The following is a 23,908-nucleotide window of genomic DNA, read 5'->3' as shown; positions in this document are numbered from 1 at the left end:
AACTCACTAACTATCCAAAATGACTGTTATTGAGCTCGATGTTTTCACTCAAATTTAGGAAATGAGTTTGTTTAGCACAAGAAAAATCATCTAGTACAACCAGTTACAAAATATTAGGAAAATTAATAAATTATTTTCGCTAACATTTCAGTAACAACAACATACACATTTACCCTAATTCAGTGACGAAATATTCACTAATTAACCCTTATTTTGTAACAAAAAGTAGTTTTGGAATTACAGTTTATCAAATGTTCGATAGGATAATATCATTCTATCGTATTACACTACCAACTTCAAACTGCTCGTTTGGTGCTACAAATGTCAATTTACCTTCCGAATTTTCAGCCATTAAAATCATCCCTTGCGATAAAATACCTTTAATTTCTCTTGGCGCCAGGTTTACGATTATGCTTACCTGTTTTCCAATGATATCTTCTGGCTTATAATGCTCTGCAATGCCCGAAACTACCGTACGTTGGTCAATACCAGTATCAACGGTAAGTTTTAGTAGTTTTTTGGTTTTCTCTACTTTTTCTGCGGAAACAATAGTAGCAACACGAATATCCATTGCCGAGAAATCATCAAAATTAATGTTTTCTTTAGCAGGTATTGCTGCTGCAGGTGTCGCATTCGAAGCTTTGCTTTGATTTAATTTCTCGATTTGAAAATCGATTTCGGCATCCTCAATCTTTTCGAATAAAAGTTCACCTTCGTTTATGCTATGGCCGCGTTTAATTAAATGCGATGAGCCCGCTTCTGCCCAGGCCTGCTTACCATTATTAAGTATTTTCATTAACTTATCTGCAGTAAAAGGCATAAATGGTTCGACAAGGATTTGCAAGTTGGCACAAATTTGAAGTGAAATATTCAATATTGTACGAACACGATCTTCATCTGTTTTAATCAGTTTCCAGGGTTCAGTTTCGGCCAAGTATTTATTACCTAAACGAGCAACATTCATTACTTCCGATAAAGCCTCTCTGAAACGATAATTTTCGATCGATGCAGAAATTTTTGCAGGGAAAGAAGCTAATTCGTCTACAACAGCCTGATCTTCGGGCTTAAGCTCCATTAAGGTTGGCACAACTCCATTAAAGTACTTATGTGTAAGAACAACCACCCGATTAACGAAGTTGCCTAAAACCGCCACTAATTCGTTATTATTTCTAGCCTGAAAATCTTTCCAGGTAAAGTCGTTATCTTTTGTTTCGGGTGCTGTTGCAGTTAATACATAACGTAATACATCTTGCTTACCTTCAAACTCTCGCAGGTATTCGTTTAGCCAAACGGCCCAGTTTTTAGATGTTGATATTTTTTGCCCTTCGAGATTTAAAAATTCGTTTGCAGGAACATTATCGGCCAGAATATAACCACCGTGTGCCATCAGCATTGCTGGGAAAATAATGCAATGAAAAACGATATTATCCTTCCCGATGAAGTGTACTAGTTTTGTGCTTTCATCTTTCCAGTATTCTTCCCAACCGCATTTATCGCTTTCGTAATTATTTATGTAGTATTCTTCTGCTTTTGGATTCCATACATCAAGCTTTGCATAGTTGCAAAGTTCTTTTGTTGCTGAAATATAACCAATTGGCGCATCAAACCAAACATATAGCACTTTACCATCTGCACCACGAACGGGTACACGAATTCCCCAGTCCAAATCACGAGTCATGGCACGAGGATGCAAACCTGCATTTAACCAGCTTTGGCATTGGCCATAAACATTTGGTCGCCATTCTTTATGGCTCTCGATATATTCCCTTAATTGACCTTCATATTTATCTAAAGGTAAAAACCAATTTTTAGTTTCTTTTAAAATTGGCTTATTACCTGATAGCGTAGATTTCGGGTTAATTAAATCGGTAGCATTAAGCGTGCTGCCGCAGTTTTCACATTGATCACCATAAGCATTTTCATTTCCACAGTTAGGGCAGGTACCAGTAATGTAACGATCGGCAAGAAATTGCTTAGCTTGTTCATCGTAATATTGTTCGGTAATTTCTTCTGTAAAAACACCTTTATCATATAGTGTTTCAAAAAAATCTGCCGCCGTTTGGTGGTGTGTGGATGATGAGGTACGGTGGTAAATATCGAAAGAAACCCCAAACTCTTTGAAAGAATCGCCTATGATTTTATGATATTTATCTACCACTTCTTGCGGCGTAATCCCTTCTCTTTTAGCTTTTAAGGTAATCGGCACACCGTTTTCATCAGAACCACAAACAAATTTTACATCACGTTTATTTGAGCGCAGGTATCTGGCATAAATATCGGCAGGAATATAAACACCCGCTAGATGACCGATATGCACTGGTCCGTTTGTGTAAGGAAGTGCTGCAGTAACGGTATATCTTTTTATTTTACTATTATCCAAAACAAATTATTTATTTTGGCAAAGATAAGTGTTTTGAACATGATAAAGCAGCCACCATATTTAAAAAAAGGAGATAAAATCGCCATAGTTTGTGCGGCGAAAAAATTACCCAAGCCTATAGATTATGCCATTTCGGTTTTAAAAAGTTGGGGATTAGATGTAATTATTGGTAGAAGTGTTTATGCAGAAGCGCACCAGTTTGCTGGCGATGACGTTCTGCGTGCTGCTGATATTCAGTTTTTTTTGGATGATCCAGAGATAAAAGCGATTATATCAGGCCGTGGCGGTTATGGTACTGTTCGTATTATTGATGAATTGGATTTTACCCGTTTTAAAGAAAATCCAAAATGGGTTATTGGCTTTAGTGATATTACCGTGCTCTTATCGCACATTTTTGCGGAATTGCAAATTCAATCGATGCACGCCCAAATGCCTTATACTTTTGAGGAAGCTACTACAGAGTCTTTAGTTTCCTTGCAAAAGGCTTTGTTTGGTGAAAAACAAGTTTTCCAACACCAGAGTGGGTTTAACAACCGTGCTGGGCATTGCCGAGGACTTTTAATCGGTGGAAATTTAACACTGCTTTGTATGGTTCAGGGCTCCGTTTCAGAAATGGATTTCGATAATAAGATTCTTTTTTTAGAGGATGTTGGCGAGCATGAATTTTCGATAGACCGAATGATGAGAATGCTTAAAAGAGCAGGCAAACTGGCGAAATTGAAAGGCTTAATTATTGGAGCATTTAACGAAATCGAAATAGAGAAAATTCCTTTCGGACAAAGTGCTGATGAGGTAATTTGGGATATCGTTAAAGAGTATGACTACCCAGTTTGTTTCAATTTCCCAAGCGGACATATTGATAACAACCTAACTATGGTTGTTGGCGCAGAAGTTGAATTGAATGTCGAAATAAATAACGTAGAGTTTAAATATATATAGTATGGCCATTTTAGATAGTTTAGGGAAATATCGCAACACAGGATTGCTTTTACTGCGCATAGGCGTTGGTGTAATGTTTATTATTCATGGTTTTCCGAAACTGGCAGGCGGCCCAAAAGGTTGGGAAGGTTTAGGTGGAAGCATGAAAGTGATTGGTATAGATTTTTTACCTGTTTTTTGGGGTTTTATGGCCGCAGCGACAGAAACATTTGGCGGTTTTTTACTAATTGTAGGCTTATTTTATCGCCCTGCTTGCATTCTATTAGTTTTCACTATGATTATTGCAGCATTGGTTCATTTTGGTAAAGGCGATGGTTTAGGTGGCGCTAGTCACGCCATTGAGTTAGGGATTGTATTTTTCTCTCTAATTTTTATTGGCCCAGGGAAATACAGTGTAGATAAGAAGTAAGTAAAATCATTATAAAACAGAAAAGCCAGCAAAATTTGCTGGCTTTTTTGTTTTATAGGTTACTAGTTCTGAACTATTAGTTTATTATTTTGAATTTCCAGAGATGGAATTGGCCAAATGTAGCCTACTGTATTAAAAGGGATCGCTGGAGCCGTGCCTTGTGAACCACTTTTGGCTACAAAACCTAAACTTAAGCGCATTACATCAGGAGAACGGAATCCTTCGCCCAATAATTCGATTCTTCGTTCTGTTAAAATTGTAGCTTTTAAGTTTGCTGGCAATAAATCGGCAGCGGGGAATATATAAGCAGGGTTTGAACGCTGTCTAACTGCTGTTAATAAAGCAATTGAACGAGCAGGATCTGATACTACCGTCGCTTCAGCAAGATTTAATAAAACCTCGGAATATCTGATTACTGGTATATAATCGGTGTAAGGAGAAGGTTTTTTAAATTTCGTTAAGTAAGTATTCGCACCTGAAACTAATGTAAATCCTTTTCTAGCATCGGTTGAACCTGTTGCAAATGCAGCATTACCGAAAATACCTGTCGGGTTTAAAAAGAATTCCTGATTACCGCCAGCACCATTAGTTTCTACGTTATAATAGTAAGCTAATTGATTCTGTGTACCTGGAGCATCCAAATCTGCCATAGGGAAACTTAATAATGCTTCATCACCAGCATAGCTACCACCAAAAACAGTTGTAATATTTGCCTCAAGTTTGTTCGTCCTGCCCGAAGTAGCAGTAAAAGGAGCTGCAGTACTAACAATTTTATTTGCTTCAGTAACTACCAAAGGTAAATTGCCCATTGTTAAATATACCCTGGATTTAAGCGCAATAGCAGTATTTCTAGTTGCCCGAGTGGCTACTCCTGTCAAGGCTAGATCAGGTTCAGCTTCGTTTAGATCTTTCAAAATCTGGGTATAAACTTCAGCAACAGTGCTACGCTTTAAATCGTTACCAGTCACGTCCTTTTCTGCCTTTAACCTTAAGGGTACACCAAGGCTGGCGCCATTATCTGTAATATAAGGCTTTGCGTACAATTGTAGTAAGCTGTAATAAGATAGTGCACGTGAAAACTTAGCTTCTGCGATATATTGCTTAGAAAGTACTGGTGTAAGAACAGAAGCGTTGGCAGTCACACCTTCAATTACTAAATTTGCCCTATTAACCGCTGTATATATTGCACCCCAAAGGTTATTAACTTCATTTGTACCTGAAGTTAAATTAAATCTCCAAGTATCAAGGCCAGTAACCCCATTTGGTTTATTTACAATAAAGTCTTCTCCTCGAATATCGTTATAAATTAAATAACGACCGCCATAAAACTGTCCGTTTTTTATTCCTGCATAAATGCCGTTTACTTGAGATAAGATTCTTGAGGGATCAGAAAAAGCATTTTCAATCGGCAAGGCCGTATCTGGCGCTGTATTCAGGAAATCTTTTTTACACCCTGTTGCAAACAAAAAGGGTGCAGCAAGAAAAAGATATTTTATTTTATTATTTATTTTAATTTTCATAATCGCTATCGTTAAAATCCAACATTAAGTCCAAAAGTAAATGTTCTGCCAGAAGGAACAGAATTTCTATCTACACCAGGAGCAAGGTTACCACTATTTCCTGTTGCAGTAGAGTTTCCATTTACAGATACCTCAGGGTCTGGTCCTGGGTAACCTGAAATTATTAGAAGGTTACTAGATTGGGCGTAAACTCTAATATTCGAAATACCATATTTATTTAAGAAATTCTTTGGCAGAGTGTAACCTAATGCAAGGTTACGAACTTTAAGGAAGTTACCAGAGAAAACATTCTGTGACTGAGCAAAAGCGGAGCCATTCGATGTGTTATCTCCATATACCAAACGAGGAATATCTGTAACTTGACCAGGTGTGGTCCATCTGTTTAGAACGCCTTGCTCGTTATTCCAGAAACGTTGGTCACGGAGACCTGCAAGTGAGCCATAATATAGTTTATTACCGCCAGAGAAGGTAATTCCAACAGTTAAATCGAAAGCTTTATAACGGAAGTTATTATCTAACCCACCAAACCATTTTGGAATTGCTGGACCGATAATTTGTGCATCTAATGAAGCATCAATAGCAGGTGCATTTTGACCTGCATTTGGTCCATCCATATACTGATAACGTGCGGCGGTTGCTCTTTGGAAGCTGAATCTTACACGCTGGCCATTTCTATTGATGAAAATACGTTCACCAGTTGCTGGATCTACACCATCTGTTTTTACAGTATAAATAGATCCGATTGGATAACCTACTCTTGTGATATTCGCTGTTTCTAAAGAAGTTGCACCAAATAAATCAGCGTTGTTATTTCCTAAAGCTGTTACTTCATTCTTAAGCGTACTAAATGTAAATGTGGTTGACCAGCTAAAATCATCATTATTGATATTTTTAGAATTTAAAGAGAATTCGAAACCTTTATTGTACATTTTACCTACGTTGGTAGTAATTGCATTTCCAGGAATTCCTTTTGATGGAGCCTGCGGCGCAAATTGAACTAGGTTATCGATGTTATTGTGATAATAATCAACATCTAATGAGAAACGACCATCTAAGAATTCCAAATTCACACCCACATCGGCTTTTTTACTAGTCTCCCATTGTAAATCTGGATTTCCAGCCTGAGAGAAAGATAATGCAGGATCGGAACCATATAGACCTGGGCTGTACAAGAACAATGCAGGATAATTGCCAATGTTGATATTACCTACTTCTCCATAACTTCCACGTATTTTAACACGTGTTAAGATTTTACTAATTCCTGAGTTTTTATAAAATTCTTCTTCAGAAATTGCCCATCCTGCTGATGCACCACCAAAATTACCATATTTGTTACCAGCAGAAAGACCAGAATAACCGTCTCTTCTAAATGAACCTGATAGGTAATATCTTTTCTTGTAATCGTAGCTTAAACTTCCAAAATATGATCTGAAGGTGTTATCGCCTTGAACTAAGCCTGCTGGCGTAATAATACCAAATGCACCTTGATACACTTTGATAAATGGATCAATTACATTTTGTCTGGTTGCACCATAACCTACAGAACTTGTACTTTGATCTTCAGCACCTACTAAGACTCCTAAACTGTGTGAACCAAATGTATTGTTATAATTCAGGGTATTAGACCAGTTCCATCTATTGTTCTTCACAAAGTTACTCGTAGCACCACCATTGTAAGCAACACCATCACCTTGTAAACGATTTACAAATGAATTGTTATCAACCTTAAGATTATCTAAACCATAACTTGTTTTTAACGTCAAACCTTTAACCAATTGAATCGAGGCATAGATATTTCCGATAATTCTATCGCTTTCTGAAGTATTGGTATCTTCATTGATTAATACGGCTGAATTTGGATAGTTAGATGCAATTGTATTTGCACCTAAACCTACTGCAGAACCATTCATGTTATAAGAACCATCTTCGTTATAAGCTGCGACGTTTGGAGGCAATACAATCGCTAAACGACCTAAACCTACGGTAGAAAAGGTTTGGCCAGGAAGAGAACCCGTATTTGGTGCCTTATTTAAAGTATTACTATATGAAAAATTTGTTCCAATCGTAACGCCTTTAAAAAGTTTGTGATCTAAGTTAACACGTCCACTTTTTCTTTCGAATGAATTCTTTTGGATAAAGCCCTCTTGATTACTATATCCTAACGAAACATAATAAGATGTTTTTTCGTTTGCTCCAGAAAAGTTTAAAGCATGATTCTGAGAGGTTGCAGTTCTATATGCATAATCGTACCAGTTGGTTTCTACCTGGCTTCCATCAGATCTGGTTTGAAGGAAAAATGCAGGGGCAAGGCCTATGTTTGTTCTAGCTTCGTTTTTTATTTGAACATATTCTGCTGCATTTAAAAGTGGTGTTAAATTTTGTGCTTTAGTAGATCCTACCCAAGCTTCGTAGTTTACCTTTGTAACCCCCTGCTTACCTTTTTTGGTGGTTATAACCACAACACCATTTGCTGCTCTTGAGCCGTAGATTGCAGAAGATGCCGCATCTTTCAAAATGTCAATGCTTTCGATATCCGCTGGGTTAATGTCGCCTAAAGCATTTCCAGCAGCACTATTACCAGATTGATCTCCAGTGAAAACGGCAATACCATCAACAATTACCAAAGGATAAGAACTTAATGAGATTGAGTTAAAACCACGAACCCTGAAAACTGGAGGGTTATTTAAAACGCCATTCGGTTGAATAATATTCACCCCAGCAGCCTTACCAGCTAAGGCTTGCTCGAAACTTTGAATTGGTTGATTTTTAAGTTTCTCTGCACCAACACTTGCGATAGAGCCTGTAACATCGCGTTTAGACTGTGTAGTATAACCTGTTACAACAACATCTGTTAAGGTTTTTGAATCTGTTTCTAATGCAACATTAACAACATTTGAAGTTCCTAATGTTCTACTTTGTGCTAAAAATCCAATTGATGAAAATTCTAAAGTGCCCGCTTTAGCTGATGTTTTAAGAGAATAGCTGCCATTTGCAGTGGTAATTGTTCCACCAGTGGCGCCTTTTAGTTTAACAGTTACACCAGGTAATGGCAGACCATCTTCCTTTCCCGTAACTGTTCCTGTGATTGTTCTTTCTTGCCCGAATGCAGTGGCCGCAATAAACAGCAATATGAACAAACTCTGTAGAAGTTTTTTCATAAAAATTTAAGTTTAGTTTGATTAATTAAAAACTAATATATAAAATATTGTAATGTAATGCAATCTTTACGAAAACAATGTATAGTGTTTAAGTCGACTTAATTGCAAATAAATCGTTTTAGCTAAAGCTTTTTTGTTAAAAAAAAAGAGAGACTTAAACGGTCTCTCTTTTTTCTAACATTAAATTGATTTATTTTATGGATTTTGTCCGCCAGGACCAATGGCTGGGTTTGAATCAATTTCAGCTTGTGGAAGGGCCCATTGCCACTCTACTCCTCCGGCTGGCACGCTTAAAATACCAGATAACGCAATTGTTGCATTACCTCCAGTTCTATCAAGAGGGGCATTCATTCTTTTCAAATCAAAGAATCTAAATCCTTCACCCCAAAGTTCAATTCTACGTTGAATTAAAATTTCATTAAGAAGTGCAGTACCAGTATTTGTTGATAGCACATAACTTGCATCTCTGTTTTTTGCTAATGTAAATAATACACTCTGTGCGTTCGCTGTTTCTGCTACTGACCCGTCCATGGCTAATCTCACTCTTGCTTCCGCTTCGATTAAAAACATTTCTGCTACACGCATATTAACAACATCACCAACACTAGTCGTTCCTGCAACAGCAAATTTTCTTTGTCTGTAACTAGCAGTACTATTAGTTACAACTCCTGCAGGTAAAGAGAATGCCACATTTGTTCCCGTTGGATCCCAAAGGCCTTTACGAACATCTGTTGAAGTGATTTGATTATATAACGCAGAGTTAATTCTTTTCGGATTAGTTCTGTTTGCTGTCGAATTAAACGTTCCTAAGTATGCGAAGAAAGAATAAAAATAAGTTGTCTGATCTTCCTGTTGTTTACTACCCCACATCCATTCCTGGTTTGTATAGCTATTAAAACCAGATAAATATTCTGCGTTAGTCATTAAAGTTAAACCAGATCTCGCCTCAAGTGCATTTTGAGCTGCAATAGCCCATTTTCCTTGAGTTAACGCAACTCTTGCTTTAATACCTTTTGCAACATTAATGTTAAAATGTGATTTATTGGGCCTAGCTGTTGCACCTGCAAAACTTGCGATTGCAGCGTCTAAATCAGCATTAATTTGAGTATAAACAGCTTCAACTGTAGCTCTTGGTTTTCCTGGTTTTTCATCAACTTTTGAAGTATTAGAAATTGGAACACCCAGCTGCGTGTTGTTTCCCGCTGCATCATAACGTTTTCCGTATACCTGAACCAATACGAAATGTGCCCAAGCTCTGTAAGTTAATGCCTCAGCTTTAATCGCTTTTTTATCTGCATCATTTCCCTCTGCCCCGTCTATATTATCTATAATTAAATTTGCATTCGCTATAATTCTGTAATAAAATGTATAGATAAATGAATTGTTACCATTAGCAGCACTTCTATGAGTGACCCACTTGTGAACGCCAAAGGCCGTTGTGCTAATTGTATTTACAATATCCTCTCCCATATAATCTATATTCAAGTTAACAGCACCTTGTCCGCCTTCTTCCTGTCTTGAATATTGAATATAAAGTGAACGGTGAATACCGTTTAAAGCCGCCATAGCATTTGTTGTTGTTGTAAAGACAGCATCACTTGATACGGCATCAGTTGGGGTAGTATACAAATAATCTTTTTTACAAGCGCCCATTGTTAGCGTCAAAACTGCTAATGGGAAAAGTAATTTATTTAAATTTTTCATGAGTCTCTGTGTTAAAATGAAGCATTAATACCAAAACTAAAAATACGTGTAGGTGTGTAGTTATTACTATTTACACCAGAAAAGTTTTCAGAAGGATCTAGGCCTTTGCGTTTCGATAAAAGGAATAAATTTTCTCCAGATGCGTATACATTAGCTCTGCTTAATCCAATTTTTCCTATGAAAGTTTTAGGAAGATTATATCCTAAAACAGCTGATCTCATGTTTAGATAAGATGCATCAATTAAGAATCTTGTTGATGTTGCATTATTAAACGTAGATCTTCCAATATCTAGTCTAGGTATACCAGAAGGATCTCCAACTTGTTTCCATGAATTTAGGGCATCAACATGTAAAGAGCCTCCATAACCACTATAAGACATTAATGACTGATAAGTTGCATCGTATGCTTGACCACCTACCTGATAATTCATAATCACTGAAAGCGAGAATGCTTTATAAGTAAAAGTATTTGTAAAACTTCCAAAGTAATCAGGGATTGAGGTTCCTGAATATGCATAGAGCGCATTATTCGGATTTATAGTGTAACTCTGACCATTTACTGTTCTAGTATCTGCAACTGTTCCTGGGCTCAATGGGTTAATTAAATACAGACCCGCACCATCATTTGCATCTACACCTGCCCATTGACGCAACCAGAATTGATATCTTGATTGATCAACAGCCAATTGTTTTGTCCCGTCAATAATTGTGGGTGTTTCATCAGGCATTTTTGTTATCCTGTTTCTAACCAATGACCAGTTTACATCTAATGCCCATTTAAAAGCGCCAGCTCTAATCACATCACCACCTAGATTAATCTCAACACCTTTATTCCACATTTTACCAATGTTTTTAGGGAAGGTACCAGTACCGCTACCAATGCCTAAACCAGATGATAAAGGAAGAGGCACATTAAATAATAAATCTTTAGATTGTTTATTGAAAACTTCAAAAGTACCGTGTAATCTGTTTTTGAATAAACCAAACTCTAAAGCAGCATCAATTTGCGTCTGCGTTTCCCATGTTATGTTAGGGTTTGCAAGGCTTTGCAATAGAATACCTGGCTCGGTAGAGTTATTATAGTCTAAGCTATACAATGATCTGTCTAAATTAAGGCCAGTCAAGCCATCATTACCTAGAGAACCATAAGAAGTTCTTAGTTTTAAATAATTAACCCAGCTAACGCTTTTCATGAAGTTTTCTTCACTGATTAACCAACCTGCACTTCCCGAGTAGAAATTTCCCCATCTTAATCCAGGACCCCATTTCGATGAACCATCACGGCGGAATGAACCCGAAATAAAATATTTTGAATCGTAATCGTAATTTACCCTTGTAAATACAGCTTCCTTGCGATAATCATTTAAGTATGAGTTTAAATCACTTGTAGTTGCAAAGTTAATTAACTCACTATTACCATCTAAAATTTGAGTATTACGAGCGCCAGTTAAATACTTATAAGCGTAATCATAGTTATTATGTGCCAATAACACATCGAAAGTACTTTTACCAACCTTTTTATTATAGGTTAATAATTGCTCAATTGTATAGGTAGTAGTCGTAGTCGAGGTGTTTCTTGCTCTACCGTTGGGAGCGCCATCCCCAACAATTTTATTTTGATAATCAGCGAAGTTATAGTTTGTTATATCGACACCCAAATTTGCTCTCAATTTGAAATCCTTAAGAAAAGAAACTTCTCCATAAGTTCTTGCACCTAAGACATTTCTTTTAATTTGAGTTGAGTTCAAAAGCGTTTCTTGCAAGATATGTCTACCTGCGTAAGCCCCAGATGGACGGTTAGGAATACCTAATGTAGTAAGTAAGTTTCCTGTATCAAATATCTGATTGCCTTTTGCATCCAATAAATATGCACCTGTGGTTTGGTTGTGAGCATAAAGTGGATAAATAGGGCCAATATAACGAGAAAAATTAAAAGGATTAACGATACTGCCACTTCCATCAGCATCAGCTTGGTTAGATTTTGTAATATTAGCGGTCAAATTTAATCCAGTTTTAAACCAGCTTAAAGGATTAGTATTGATGGATACACGCCCGTTAATTCTGTTAAAGTCAGATCTGATTAAATAACCTTTTTCGCTTAGGTATCCCAATGAAGCGTAAAAGTCGGACTTTTCTGTTGCCCCACTATAGGACATAGAATAATCGCCTCTTTGACCAGTTCTTTCTAATGGAGTTCTCCAATTTAAATCATCAGCATATAAAAGTGACGCATTTGGATTCATGGTACCATCCAAACCTACAATTGAATTATCTGCAACATTAAATGGATTATTACCCAACAATGCCTTAATGCCATTCGTTGCGGTGGTATTTGCTGTTGCTAGAGGTACTCCAGTTCCTGTAACGGGATAAACTAAGCTATTGCGATATGCTTGCCATGCTAATGGGTAGTAGTCGTAAGCGCCAACAGTTTCATATTCAGGAATTCCACGAGAGGTAATGCCTTGAATAACTCTGAAGTCCAATTGTTCTTTACCTTTTCTACCTTTTTTTGTTGTTATCAAAATTACACCATTACCCGCACTAGACCCATAAAGAGCAGAAGAAGCTGCATCTTTCAATACGGAAATACTTTCAACATCATCAGCATTAATATTGCTGATATTTCCAGAATATTGGATACCATCAACAATATACAAAGGATCGTTTGATGCAGATATTGAACCAAAACCCCTAACGCGAATAGTTGGACCAGAGCCTGGTTGACCACTACCAGCATTTAATTGAACGCCGGGTGCCGCACCAGCTAAAGCACTATTAATGTTTGTAATTGGCCTTTCTGCAATTTTATCACCACCAACTGTAGATACAGAACCAGTGTTCTTACCTTTTGTTGTGGTACCATAAGCAACGTTAATAACAACATCTTGAAGATTTGTTGCATCGCCATCAAGCTTCACGTTCACAATATTTGATGTAGCCAAGGTCACGGTTTTTGACACATAACCAATAAAGTTAAATTGAAGGTTTTTCGTTGAAGAAGTTACTCGGATTGAGTATTTTCCATCGTTACCCGTCACAGCCACACCTTGTGTGCCAACTGCTCTAACACTAACACCTGGAATTGGAGAACCATCTTCCGTAGACGTTACTGTACCATTAATCGTTCGTTCTTGAGCTATTGCTGAAAACGCAATAAACATCAACACGAACAAACTTTGTAAAAGTTTTTTCATGAAATTTAAATTAGTTAATAGTTATTTAGTTTGCCCTTAATATCTGGTGTCGAAAAATAGCAATATTATCCTAATAATCAAATTAGTAATTCAAAAAAAAGGCTTTTTGTCAAGTAATTATTGGAAAAACAAAGGATAAAAGAAAAACCCTCAAATAATTGAAAATTACTTGAGGGTTTTAAATCTATGTTAAGACTTAGTTATCAACTAAGGATTTTGATCGTTAGGTGTTAAAGCTTTATTTGTATTTAATTCTTGCTGAGGTATTCTCATTAAGAATTTAGGAGATCCATCTGGCAAAACATATTCGACTGGATCGAAGTTGGGAGTACCGTGGTTTCCTGCACCAGTTGGTCTATTTAAACCAGTTTTCAAACGTTTGATGTCATTATATGCAAAACCTTCACCGTATAATTCGATTCTTCTTTGCAATAAGATTTCGTTAATTAAAGCATTACCTGTACCAGTGAACGAGTAAGAAGGGTTTTTAGATTGAACTAAAGTGTTCAATACCGTTAATGCATTAGTTTGATCGCCAGCAATTCTAGCCGAAGCTTCTGCTTCAATTAAGAACATTTCACCGGCACGCATTAAGCAATAATCACCATTCCAGCTAGAAGGATTTGGTTTTCTGAACTTTAAAATCGTATAAATAGGATATGTACCTACTGTTGAAGTTGGCGCTTTAAAGGCTGCTTTTCTTGCATCAGCATCAGGAATCTGATCATATAATGCTTTAGTTATTTTTTTATATGAACCTAAACCCGCATAACCAGCAGCTGTATTATCCATATGTGAAAAATAAGAAGCATAAATTGTAGATTGTTCTGTAATTACCTCTAAACCCCAGATCCACTCTGTGTTAGAAAGTGTAGAGAAACCTGCATTATAAACTGTTCCTGTCATAGGTGCAATTGAAGCTCTTGCTTTTTTAGCGTAGTCTCTTGCGGTTGCCCAATCTTCCATTTGTAATGCAACACGAGCTAACATTCCTTGTGCTGTATTTACATTAATGTGAGATTTGTGTGTTCTAACTTTGCCTGTTAATAAAGTTTCAGCCTGTTTTAAATCAGCAACAATTTGCGTATAAACCTGTTGAACTGTTCCACGTACTTTACCTTCAGAAGTCGGTTCTGTATATAAAGGCACGCCTGGTTTATTTTCATTGCCTTTATAAGTTTGCTGGAAGAAGTTAACCAGATAAAAATAAGAATATGCTCTAAGTGCTAAAGCTTGTCCTTTAATATCTTCCTTTTCTGCAGTTGTTCCTGTTGCTGCATCAATGTTTGCTAGTATTCTATTTGCATTGTTAATGGTCCTGTAATAATAGTACCAAGTTCTTTCCGATCTGCTGTTATCTGTCGCAGTGGCAATTGCAGTATATTGATATTCAGCATTGAACCAACCGTAACCTAGGGCATGAACAACCATATCGTTACCCATTAAATCTGATACAATTTCAGCAGATTTTTGCCCAAAATTACCATGATTGGTTAAACTGGTATACATTTCTCTATAAGTGCCATCTAAAGCAACCTGAGCACCTTTAGTTGTCGCAAATACCGTTTCTCCTGAAACATCGCCACTAGGACTTGTAGATAAATACTCCTTTTTACAGCTGCTTAATACGACCAAGCAAACTAAAAACGGACTTAATTTTTTAAATATATTTTTCATTCTATTTATATTTTCTTTCTATAAATTAACATTCAAACCAAGCGTAAATGTACGGTAGATTGGGTAAGTGTAATCAGAAACACCAGTGATTGCACGTTGAGGGTCCATTCCTTTAACACCATCTTTTGTCCACAAATAACCATTATCTAAACTCGCAAAGACTTTTGCGCCTGTTATACCAACACTATTTGCCCAAGCCTTAGGCATTTTATAGCCGAAGCTTACATTTTTAAGGTTTACAAATGTTGCATCATACAAAAACCTTGTTGATACACCTGATTGTGTTGCTATTGCATTTTGAAGTCTTGGTACAGTAGTAACCTGTCCTGGAGTAGTCCATCTATCTAAGATGTCAGTAGACCAAGCGGTTCCATAAGTACCTGGATGCATTAAAGATGCATAATTTCCATCATAGAACTGACCACCCAACTGGAAGGTAAGCAAAAATGATAAATCAAAATTACCATAACGGAAACTATTGGTTAAACCACCACTTAAATCTGGCAATGCAGACTTTGCATAATAGAAGCTACCTTGAGTAAAGTTATTCGTTGTTGTACGCTCTCCAGTTGGTCTACCACTTGCGTCTAAAACGTCTCTGAAGTATAATGCATCACCATTAGCAGGGTTAACACCTGCGTATTCTTTCATCCAGAAATCGTAGATTGATTTACCAACCATTAATTTTTTGGTTCCAGAAATAATTTCTTCTTGAGGTAATTTAGTAATTGTGTTTTTAAAGTGCGTAAGGTTTAAATCAATTCTCCAATCAAATTTATCACCTCTTATTGCATTATAACCCAATGCTAAATCGATACCTCTGTTACGCATTGTACCAGTATTCGAAGTAATTGTATTGATACCAGTAGATGATGGCAATGGCACACCAAATAATAAATTATCAGAAACCTTATTATAAACTTCGATTGTACCTGTTAAACGGTTTTTGAAAAAAGCAAAATCAACACCAATGTTTGCATTTGTATTTTTTTCCCAAACTAAACCAAGATTTGGAAGTGTGCTAATTGTTGCACCAGGGAAACTTGCGTTGTTATTACCAAGCGCATACAAACTTTGCCACGCAAAATAAGTATCTAAATTCTCATTTCCTTGTTGACCATAACTTGCTTTTAATTTCAATTCATCAATCCAGGTAGATGATTTAAGGAAATCTTCCTGAGTTAATCTCCAACCTAAACCGAATGAATAAAAATCACCCCATTGGTTATCTTTATAGAATCTTGAAGTACCATCTCTACGGTAACTAGCTGAAGCTAAATATTTAGATTTATATTGATAATTCGCATTTAAGAAATATCCTTCGATTCTGTGGTTATTTTCGTAAGAAGTAGATGCTTCTGCTGTAGCAGCTGGAGCTAACTCACTTGTACCAGGAAAAGGAAAACCTGTTCTGGTAGCCGAAAGGAAATTTTGTTTGAAATAATAATTCTCGTGACCAGCTAAAGCTGTAATGTTATGATCACCTAAAGTTTTGCTATAACTTAAAACCTGGTTGAAGGTTACTGTTAACTGACGGTTGTTACTTTTAGTTGAACGACCAGCTACGTTGTCAGCATCTCCAAATAAAGAGTTCTGAAATCTAGTAAGATACTGATCATAGTATGTTGCAGCTAATGTTGTTTTAAATTTAAAATCTTTTAAGAAAGTAGCTTCCAAGTAAGAGTTTGCGTTAACACTCGTTGGTTTTACATTACTGTCATCTAAATCCAAAGATCCTAATAAGTTAGAGTTTGGTGCATATGGTCTTAAACCCATTTGATTTGCCCTACCCCAATCTAAAGTATTTCCACCATAAGTCAAATCAGGTATAAAAGCGCCTGTAGCTGTTCTTTGGTAAACAGGATAAATTGGTCCCATCATACGACTATAATAGAAAGGGTTAGATGTTGCTGTACCATCTGCTCCATTATTTCTTTGTTTAGCAATAGATCCATCCATGTTAACGCCAGCCTTAAGCCAATCTTTAACTTGCGAGTTTACGTTTACTCTTGTTGTAAATCTATTGTAATCTGTAAATTTAGCAATACCGTCTTCTTTCAAGTAACCCATTGAGATAAAATAATCACTTTTATCCGAAGCACCACTTACATTGAAGTTAAAATCTTGTCTTCTACCTGTTCTGAAAAGAACTTCTGACCAATTATCATCCCATAATAAAGATGCATTTGGATTTAATTTCCCAGTTACTGGATCAACTAATTGGTTTCCTGGAACATTGTATGCATTATATACTAATCCAGTTCCGCTGGTTAACGTATTAGTAGCATTTTGACCAGCAACCGCAGGTGTTTGACCAGAAGCATTAACTAATCTATTTCTAGTTGCTTCCCACATTAATTCGTAGTAATCTTTTTCATCTACACGTTGATATTCAGGAATTCCACGAGTCATCCAGCCAGTTCTTAAAGTAGCATTAACTGCAGCTTTACCTTGTCTACCTTGCTTAGTTGTAAGCATAATTACTCCGTTTGCACCTCTCGAACCGAATAACGCAGCAGCAGCAGCATCCTTTAACACAGTTACAGTTTCAATATCATCCATAGATAATGCTTCAATAGAGCCATTATATGGAGTACCATTTAATACATATAACGGACTAGAATTTGCATTAACTGAACCTACACCACGAACGCGAATTGTTGCCCGGAACCTGGCTGTCCGCCACCATTTGTAGCAACTAAACCTGGTACTAATCCTTCTAGAGCTCTTGTTACCGAAGTAACTTGCTGTTTTTGTAAAGAAGATGCCCCAACAGTTGATTCAGATCCTGTGAAAGCAGTTTTTTTAACAGTACCATATGGAACCTGAATAACAACCTCATCTAAAGACTTAGAATCGGTAGTTAATGCTGCATTAATAACAGCTTTATTTCCAGCACTAAATTCTACGGTTTCGTAACCTATAGAACTAAATACTAAAGTTGCATTTGAGTTTGCGGTAATTGAGTATTTACCATTTGAATCAGAAACAGTTCCTTTAGTTGTGTTTTTAATCCTTACAGAAACACCTGGAATAGGGAGTTTGTCATCTGAAGATGTAACTGTACCAGTGATTGTTCGTTCTTGAGCTATTGCAGTGATTGCAACAAACATCAGCACGAACAAACTTTGTAAAAGTTTTTTCATGAAATTTAAGTTAATTATTAATTAGTTTGTGTTTTTAAAGCCGCGAATATAGTCGCCTAAAACTTTTTTTAACAAATTTTAACAAAAAGCTTCAGCTTTATGATTAAAATATGACAAACAAAGGGAATCCAATAATAGCTTTTTAACGTATCAAATTTGCCACATAATCGCAATAAATCACAAAAAAAATAGCCAAACAATCTTCGATTGTCTGGCTATTACTTCTTAAAAAGAAGATCTAATTATTGAGCTGCTACTGCAACGATAATTGTTCCGAAGTTACCACTAACTGTACCTTGAGAAGTAGATGTAATTGCTAAAGGTAATGCATAGGTTTGACCCGCAACATAATTATTAGTGTTGATTGGAATTGTTACTTCTATTCCTCTCTGTCCTGCAGGTATTACAACTGTAGCAGGTAGAGTGTACCATGCAGCAGGTATCAAATTATATGCTTTACCAGCTTGTGTATTATGAAGTGTTAATGCTGCGGCATCGACACCTAATCCTACCGTAACGTCACTTGTTGGAGTTTTACCTGTACCAACATACTGAACAAAAACTTTAAGCGGCGTAGCTGCACCTTTAGTCAAAACTAACTCGTATCTAGCTAATCTAATAGAAGCAGATGCAGAACCTGTTGCGATATAATCTGGATTCGCAAATTCGATTATTGCACCAGCGCTATTTGCAGCTTCAGGCCCTATAAGGTCTTTTGACTTTAGGCAAGAACTTAATGCAACAACAAATGCAAGTATTGCTATATTTTGAAATATTCTTTTCATTTCTTTAATATTTTAATTTAAAATTATCAACTATCTAGCCCAGAATATTTTTGTAGTGTACTTGTCAACAGTTGGAACATTAGCTTGATTATATTGGAATTCACTATTTGGATATAATAAGCGTGTTGGCAATTTATCTGGACCAGTTGCCTCTGTAACAGTAGAAACTATTGTCTGTGTAGCAGTTGCACCAGGAGTTGTAACGATTGTAGGGAAACCAGTTCTTCTATATTCATTCCAAGCTTCATCACCGAACAATAAGTTTAAGGCTAAATATTTTTGAGTAATAATTGCCTCTAATTGTTGGGTTGCACCTACAGCAAGATTGTAGTTTGCTAATCTATTTGTAGCATTTGCAGTTTGGTAAGTAACAGCATCTACATCAGGTGTTTTTGTTGCAGGAATAACATTTGCATTATTTTTGTAAAGGTATCTGAAAGATGCTTTGATACCATTATCAAATAAAGTTTTCACATCACCTGTAATCACGCCTGTTAATGCTGCTTCAGCCTGTAAGAAATAACTATCGGCTGCTAAAAATAATGGTTGACCAGCGTCTGGACCTTTAAAAATACCAATCGACTCAAAGTTAGTTGCGTTTGTTCCTCTAAACCAAGAATTTGGAGTTTGACCTCTTCCAGCTGTTGCCAACTGATTACCTAATTGATTTAAAGTTCCTGTTGGTGTAGTACCATTGATTATATTCGCTTTATAAACAACTGCAGCTCTTCCTGGATCTGATAATTTCACTCCGTTATAAAAAGTTGCAATATATGGTGTTGGAACATATTGTACACCACCACCTACAGCTGCATTAGCAAAAGTATATGCGAAACTATTCCATGCTGGATTTTGTTTTCCATCTACACGTGCATAACCTGGATTAACAACTGCATCATCAGTTAAAAAGCCAGCAGCATCAAAGGTTTTGTTTGTAAAAGCAACTTTACTTCCTGCTCTGATAATTAATCTAAGCTTGATCGTATTAGCAAACTGAATCCATCTTGTGATCTCTGCAGCAGCTGCAGAACCATTAAACATTACATCAGCTGTTCTAAAAGCTGTTGATGCTGTAGGATTTGCCTTAAAAGTAGCAATACCTTGATCGCAAAGATCTGCTAATGATTTATAAACATCAGTAGCTTTATCGTATTTAGGTGTAACATTACCAACTCCTTTTAAAGCATCAGTATAAGGAAGATCATTATACTGATCAACTAAACGCTGGAAAGCGTAAGCTTTCATAATTTTTGCTGCAGCGTTAAATTGAGCAAGATCAGCATTACCTTCAGTATTGGTAATAACATATTGAATGTCAGTAGCAATGTCATATGAATTATTCCACAAACCTTGTTGATCTGTAGTAGCGTAATTATATGAAATGATTGCACCCCAACCACTTACACCACCACCGTTTGCAAGATACCCAACTGTTTGAGCACCGTAAAAGTTGTAAGCCCAAGTTTGATTTGCCACAGCTGTGATTGCCTGAGGTAAAACTAATTGAGGTGTTGCTGTGATTGCTTGATTTGGATTTGTGTTAATATCCAAGTACTTCTTGCAGGATGATACCGAAATACCAACCAAAGCAATTAATAAATATTTTATACTTTTTCTCATGATATTATTCTTTAAAAAGTTAATGATATAGTTCCGCCATAATATCTAGAAGGTGGGATCTGGTTTAAACTCGTCAGACCGACAGCATTACCATTACTCAAATCATCTCCAGCACTATATTCAGGATCTGTATAAACGTTTGCTTTAGGCAAGAATATAAACAAGTTACGACCTTGAGCACTTATTCTTGCGCCTTTAATAAATTTAGATTTAGCTAAAATTGACTGAGGTACATTGTAAGCTAAAGTAATCTCTCTGATTTTCCAGAAATCACCAGGAGTTACATAATTCTCATCAATGTTTCTTCTTGGTCCACCAATACTCCAGTACGCTGCTCCACCATCTCTAACAGTAACATTTGTATTCGCTACATATTGACCGTTTAATAAATAAGATGAGTTAGGAATAACGAAACGCTCTCTGTTGTATTGAGTTGTCAAAATACCCGAACCGTTAAATTCGAAAGAGTTACCCGCACTGTTGTAGATGAAATAACCACCTCTATATTCAGCAACCGCAGATAATGTTAAGTTTTTGTAGCGTGCTGTAAAGTTTAATCCTAAGATTTTAGTTGGTGATGCATTACCATATTCTGCAAAGGTTGATGTACCTGATGGATAACCTGTAACAGGATTAACAATAATTCTACCTTGTGGATCACGAACATAAGAACGTCCTTGTAATACTGGGAAAGGTCTTCCTGCTACTGCATAAGTACCAGCACCTGTAAATCCACCTAAGTTGATATTCGGAATACCACCTACTAATTCATCAACTGTGTTTTTAGTATAGTTAAAGTTTCCACCTACTGTTACAGTCCAATTGTCGTTTCTAACTGGTGTTAAGTTTAACGAAGCCTCGATACCTTTACCACTTGTTTGACCAGCATTCAATAAATATGAAGAATAACCAGAAGAGTTAGCAACCGTTGTAGTTACTGTTTGATTTTTACTGATGTTATCATAGTAAGTAGCTGTTGCTGTAATTCTATTTTTCAATAAATTAACATCTAAACCTGCTTCAAATGTATAAGTAAATTCAGGAGTAAGATTTGGAGAAACTAATCTGTTACCAATAGTGAAACCACCTTGTCCGTTGTATGGGAAACCAGCACCTTGGTTAAAGGTTCCATCTAATGTATAAGCACCAAAGCTTGTACCACCACCAACGTTAACTTGTCCTACTTTAGCATAACCTGCTCTAACCTTAACAAAATCAATTGCTGGTATAGTTGCAAAGAAATCTTTAAAAGCATCTGTTGGTACAAATGATAAGTTAGCACCTGGGTAGAAGAACGAACGGTTTGTTTGCAATAATCTTGAGTCCCAATCGTTACGTGCCGTTGCATTTAAGAATAAATAATTTTTATATGCAAGGTTTAAAACTGCATAAACACCTTGTTGACGAGCTTTGTAGTTTGCCTCGTTTGCAGTTGGTGTATTTGTACTATTGCTTAAGTTAAATAAGCCTGGTTGAACCAAACCACTAACAGAAGCATTTAATGTTTTAGATTGATCTTGACGAACAACAGCTGCAAGCACTAAACCAAAATCGAAATCGCCAAACTTTTGTTTAACCTGAGCTTGGAATTCGTTAGTGATTCGCGTTGTATATAATGAACCGTCAGTTACACCACCAACAATATCTGTTCTTTTATAAGTACTGGCTGTTTCAGGCAAAGCCTTAGTATAGTCACTAAATGTAAATTTGTCAGAATAATTTTTGTTAGAATAATTTCTGGTTTGAAAACCTACTCTGTAGGTAAAATCTAACCATTTAACTGGGTTATATTTCAATTCGCTACTAGCAGTAAAATAGTCATTTCTAACATTTTCTCTGTAGTTATCCAACATGAAATATGGGTTATTGTAATAAGCATTGTAATAACCGTTTGGATTTGCAAAAGGATCATTTTTCCAATCTTGTAACTCGGTTATTGGCACTTGAGCAGGTGATTGTAACAACTGATCGTAGATTGTTCCTGTTTGAGTTGTTTTGTTAGATCTGTTTTGTGTGTAACTTGTTGCAAAATTAGCAACTAAATTATCAGCCAATTTTCTAGTTCCGTTGATTCTAACGTTTGCTTTATTGAAACGATCTTTAGGAGTTGTACCGCTTACATCAACATATTGTGCCGACATAAATATCGATCCTCTGTCATCACCAGATGAAGCAGAGAAATCTGTTTGACTAGTTAAACCAGTTTCCCAGAAATCATTTTTTGCATTGGTTGCAGAGTAAGGTACCATTTTAATAGCACCATTAGCTAAAGGAAGACCAATTTCTCTTACAACACCATCGAAAGCTGGACCGTATTGTTGGTTTTCATAACCTAGATAAACTCTCAAGTCATTATCAGACCCAGAACCGAATTCCTTTTGAATTTTCGGAAAGAAAGCAACCTGCTCTGCAGTTAAAGTTTGACCAACAGTAATTTCAAGTTTGCCATTTTTACCTTTTTTTGTTGTGATAATTAATGCACCATTGGATGCGTCAGAACCATAAAGCGCTGCTCCAGAAGCACCGTTTAACACGGTTACATCTTCAACATCTTCAGGATTTAGATTACCTAATACAGCATTTGGAACGATAACATTATCTAGAACGATTAATGCCTCGTTATTTCCAGTTAAAGAACGCATACCCCTTAAAACTACACGGAAATTTGGATTGGTTCCACCCGTTGTACCATTAATTTGCAAACCTGCTACCTTACCTAATAAACCACTGGCAATAGTAGTTGGTTTAGCAGCTAAGAGTTGATCTGCTTTAATTGTTGTTACAACCGTTCCTATTGAACGTCTTGTGTTCGAAAGTCCACCTGCAGTAACAACAACTTCATTCAACGCTTTTGAGTCGCTTACAAGCGTAACGTTTAATAAAGAACTTGAGATTGCACGGCTTTGTGTTGCATAACCGATAAACGAGAAGTCTAAAGTAGTTGAACCCGAGGGTACTCTGATGGCGTATTTACCACCAGCATCTGTTACAGCACCAATTGTAGTGCCTTTTACTCTTACACTTACTCCAGGGATAGGTAATTTATCATCCGAGGAAGTAACTGTACCTGTAATTGTTCGATCTTGTGCCATTGCCGTTACAGCAACGAACATAAGTATGAACAAACTTTGTAGAAGTTTTTTCATAATTGTGAAAATAGGTTAGTTAATGATTTAGGCGCTAATGTATAGTTAGTTAGCTGAATCACCAAATTTTTTTTAACATTTTTTAACAAAAAAGCAGAAAACCTCCTCTACTATGTACAAATTTAAGTAAATGACTGGTAATTAACTCTAAAAATGAGGTGACAAGTCCCAAAGCAACTAAATTGACCACAACCTATCAGAATATTAGGATGGATATTTTATTTTAA

Annotated in this window: 13 protein-coding genes; 2 read left to right on the top strand and 11 right to left on the bottom strand. The window is 36.4% G+C overall.

Going from position 1 to position 23,908, the window contains the following annotated elements:
* Positions 1 to 274 precede the first annotated feature (274 nt).
* Complete coding sequence (gene metG / locus ACZZZI_RS10715; protein WP_316755025.1) at positions 275 to 2,380, bottom strand: methionine--tRNA ligase; 2,106 nt, start codon at positions 2,378 to 2,380, stop codon at positions 275 to 277.
* Between the two features lie 39 nt (positions 2,381 to 2,419).
* Between metG and ACZZZI_RS10710 the strand changes: the two genes are divergently transcribed.
* Positions 2,420 to 3,319, top strand: a complete 900-nt coding sequence (locus ACZZZI_RS10710) for a S66 peptidase family protein (protein WP_463489408.1) — start codon at positions 2,420 to 2,422, stop codon at positions 3,317 to 3,319.
* A gap of 1 nt (position 3,320) precedes the next feature.
* Positions 3,321 to 3,728, top strand: coding sequence for a DoxX family protein (locus ACZZZI_RS10705; protein ID WP_316755021.1), 408 nt, complete (start codon positions 3,321 to 3,323; stop codon positions 3,726 to 3,728).
* A 62-nt stretch (positions 3,729 to 3,790) separates the two neighbouring features.
* Here ACZZZI_RS10705 and ACZZZI_RS10700 read toward each other — a convergent pair whose 3' ends face one another.
* The 10 genes from ACZZZI_RS10700 to ACZZZI_RS10655 all read right to left on the bottom strand — a co-directional run bounded on the left by ACZZZI_RS10700 (position 3,791) and on the right by ACZZZI_RS10655 (position 23,681).
* A complete protein-coding gene (locus ACZZZI_RS10700; RefSeq protein ID WP_463489407.1) occupies positions 3,791 to 5,248 on the bottom strand; it encodes a RagB/SusD family nutrient uptake outer membrane protein in 1,458 nt (485 codons plus the stop codon).
* 11 nt (positions 5,249 to 5,259) lie between these two features.
* Entirely contained in the window at positions 5,260 to 8,406 is a 3,147-nt protein-coding gene (locus ACZZZI_RS10695) for a SusC/RagA family TonB-linked outer membrane protein (protein WP_463489406.1), read from the bottom strand.
* A gap of 195 nt (positions 8,407 to 8,601) precedes the next feature.
* Positions 8,602 to 10,110: a RagB/SusD family nutrient uptake outer membrane protein gene (locus tag ACZZZI_RS10690; protein WP_463489405.1), complete on the bottom strand. Its 1,509-nt coding sequence runs from the start codon at positions 10,108 to 10,110 to the stop codon at positions 8,602 to 8,604.
* An 11-nt stretch (positions 10,111 to 10,121) separates the two neighbouring features.
* The gene (locus ACZZZI_RS10685) at positions 10,122 to 13,307 is read right to left on the bottom strand and encodes a SusC/RagA family TonB-linked outer membrane protein (RefSeq protein WP_463489404.1); all 3,186 of its coding nucleotides are present in this window, start codon (positions 13,305 to 13,307) and stop codon (positions 10,122 to 10,124) included.
* Positions 13,308 to 13,514: 207 nt separating this feature from the next.
* Positions 13,515 to 14,984, bottom strand: coding sequence for a RagB/SusD family nutrient uptake outer membrane protein (locus ACZZZI_RS10680; RefSeq protein WP_463489403.1), 1,470 nt, complete (start codon positions 14,982 to 14,984; stop codon positions 13,515 to 13,517).
* Positions 14,985 to 15,002: 18 nt separating this feature from the next.
* On the bottom strand, positions 15,003 to 17,642 hold the full coding sequence (locus ACZZZI_RS10675; protein WP_463491792.1) for a SusC/RagA family TonB-linked outer membrane protein: 2,640 nt from the start codon (positions 17,640 to 17,642) through the stop codon (positions 15,003 to 15,005).
* Complete coding sequence (locus ACZZZI_RS10670) at positions 17,624 to 18,130, bottom strand: carboxypeptidase-like regulatory domain-containing protein (RefSeq protein WP_463489402.1); 507 nt, start codon at positions 18,128 to 18,130, stop codon at positions 17,624 to 17,626. Before ACZZZI_RS10670 ends, ACZZZI_RS10675 begins: the two co-directional genes overlap by 19 nt.
* 242 nt (positions 18,131 to 18,372) lie before the next feature.
* A complete protein-coding gene (locus ACZZZI_RS10665) occupies positions 18,373 to 18,915 on the bottom strand; it encodes a DUF1735 domain-containing protein (RefSeq protein WP_463489401.1) in 543 nt (180 codons plus the stop codon).
* A 30-nt stretch (positions 18,916 to 18,945) separates the two neighbouring features.
* A complete protein-coding gene (locus ACZZZI_RS10660) occupies positions 18,946 to 20,535 on the bottom strand; it encodes a SusD/RagB family nutrient-binding outer membrane lipoprotein (protein ID WP_463489400.1) in 1,590 nt (529 codons plus the stop codon).
* Between the two features lie 11 nt (positions 20,536 to 20,546).
* Positions 20,547 to 23,681 (bottom strand): SusC/RagA family TonB-linked outer membrane protein, encoded by a 3,135-nt coding sequence (locus ACZZZI_RS10655; protein WP_463489399.1) that lies wholly within the window; start codon positions 23,679 to 23,681, stop codon positions 20,547 to 20,549.
* Positions 23,682 to 23,908: the final 227 nt, after the last annotated feature.

The organism is Pedobacter sp. AC190 (genome assembly GCF_979258025.1).
The sequence above is the reverse complement of the archived record's forward strand: the minus strand, read 5'-3'. Positions and strand labels throughout refer to the sequence as shown.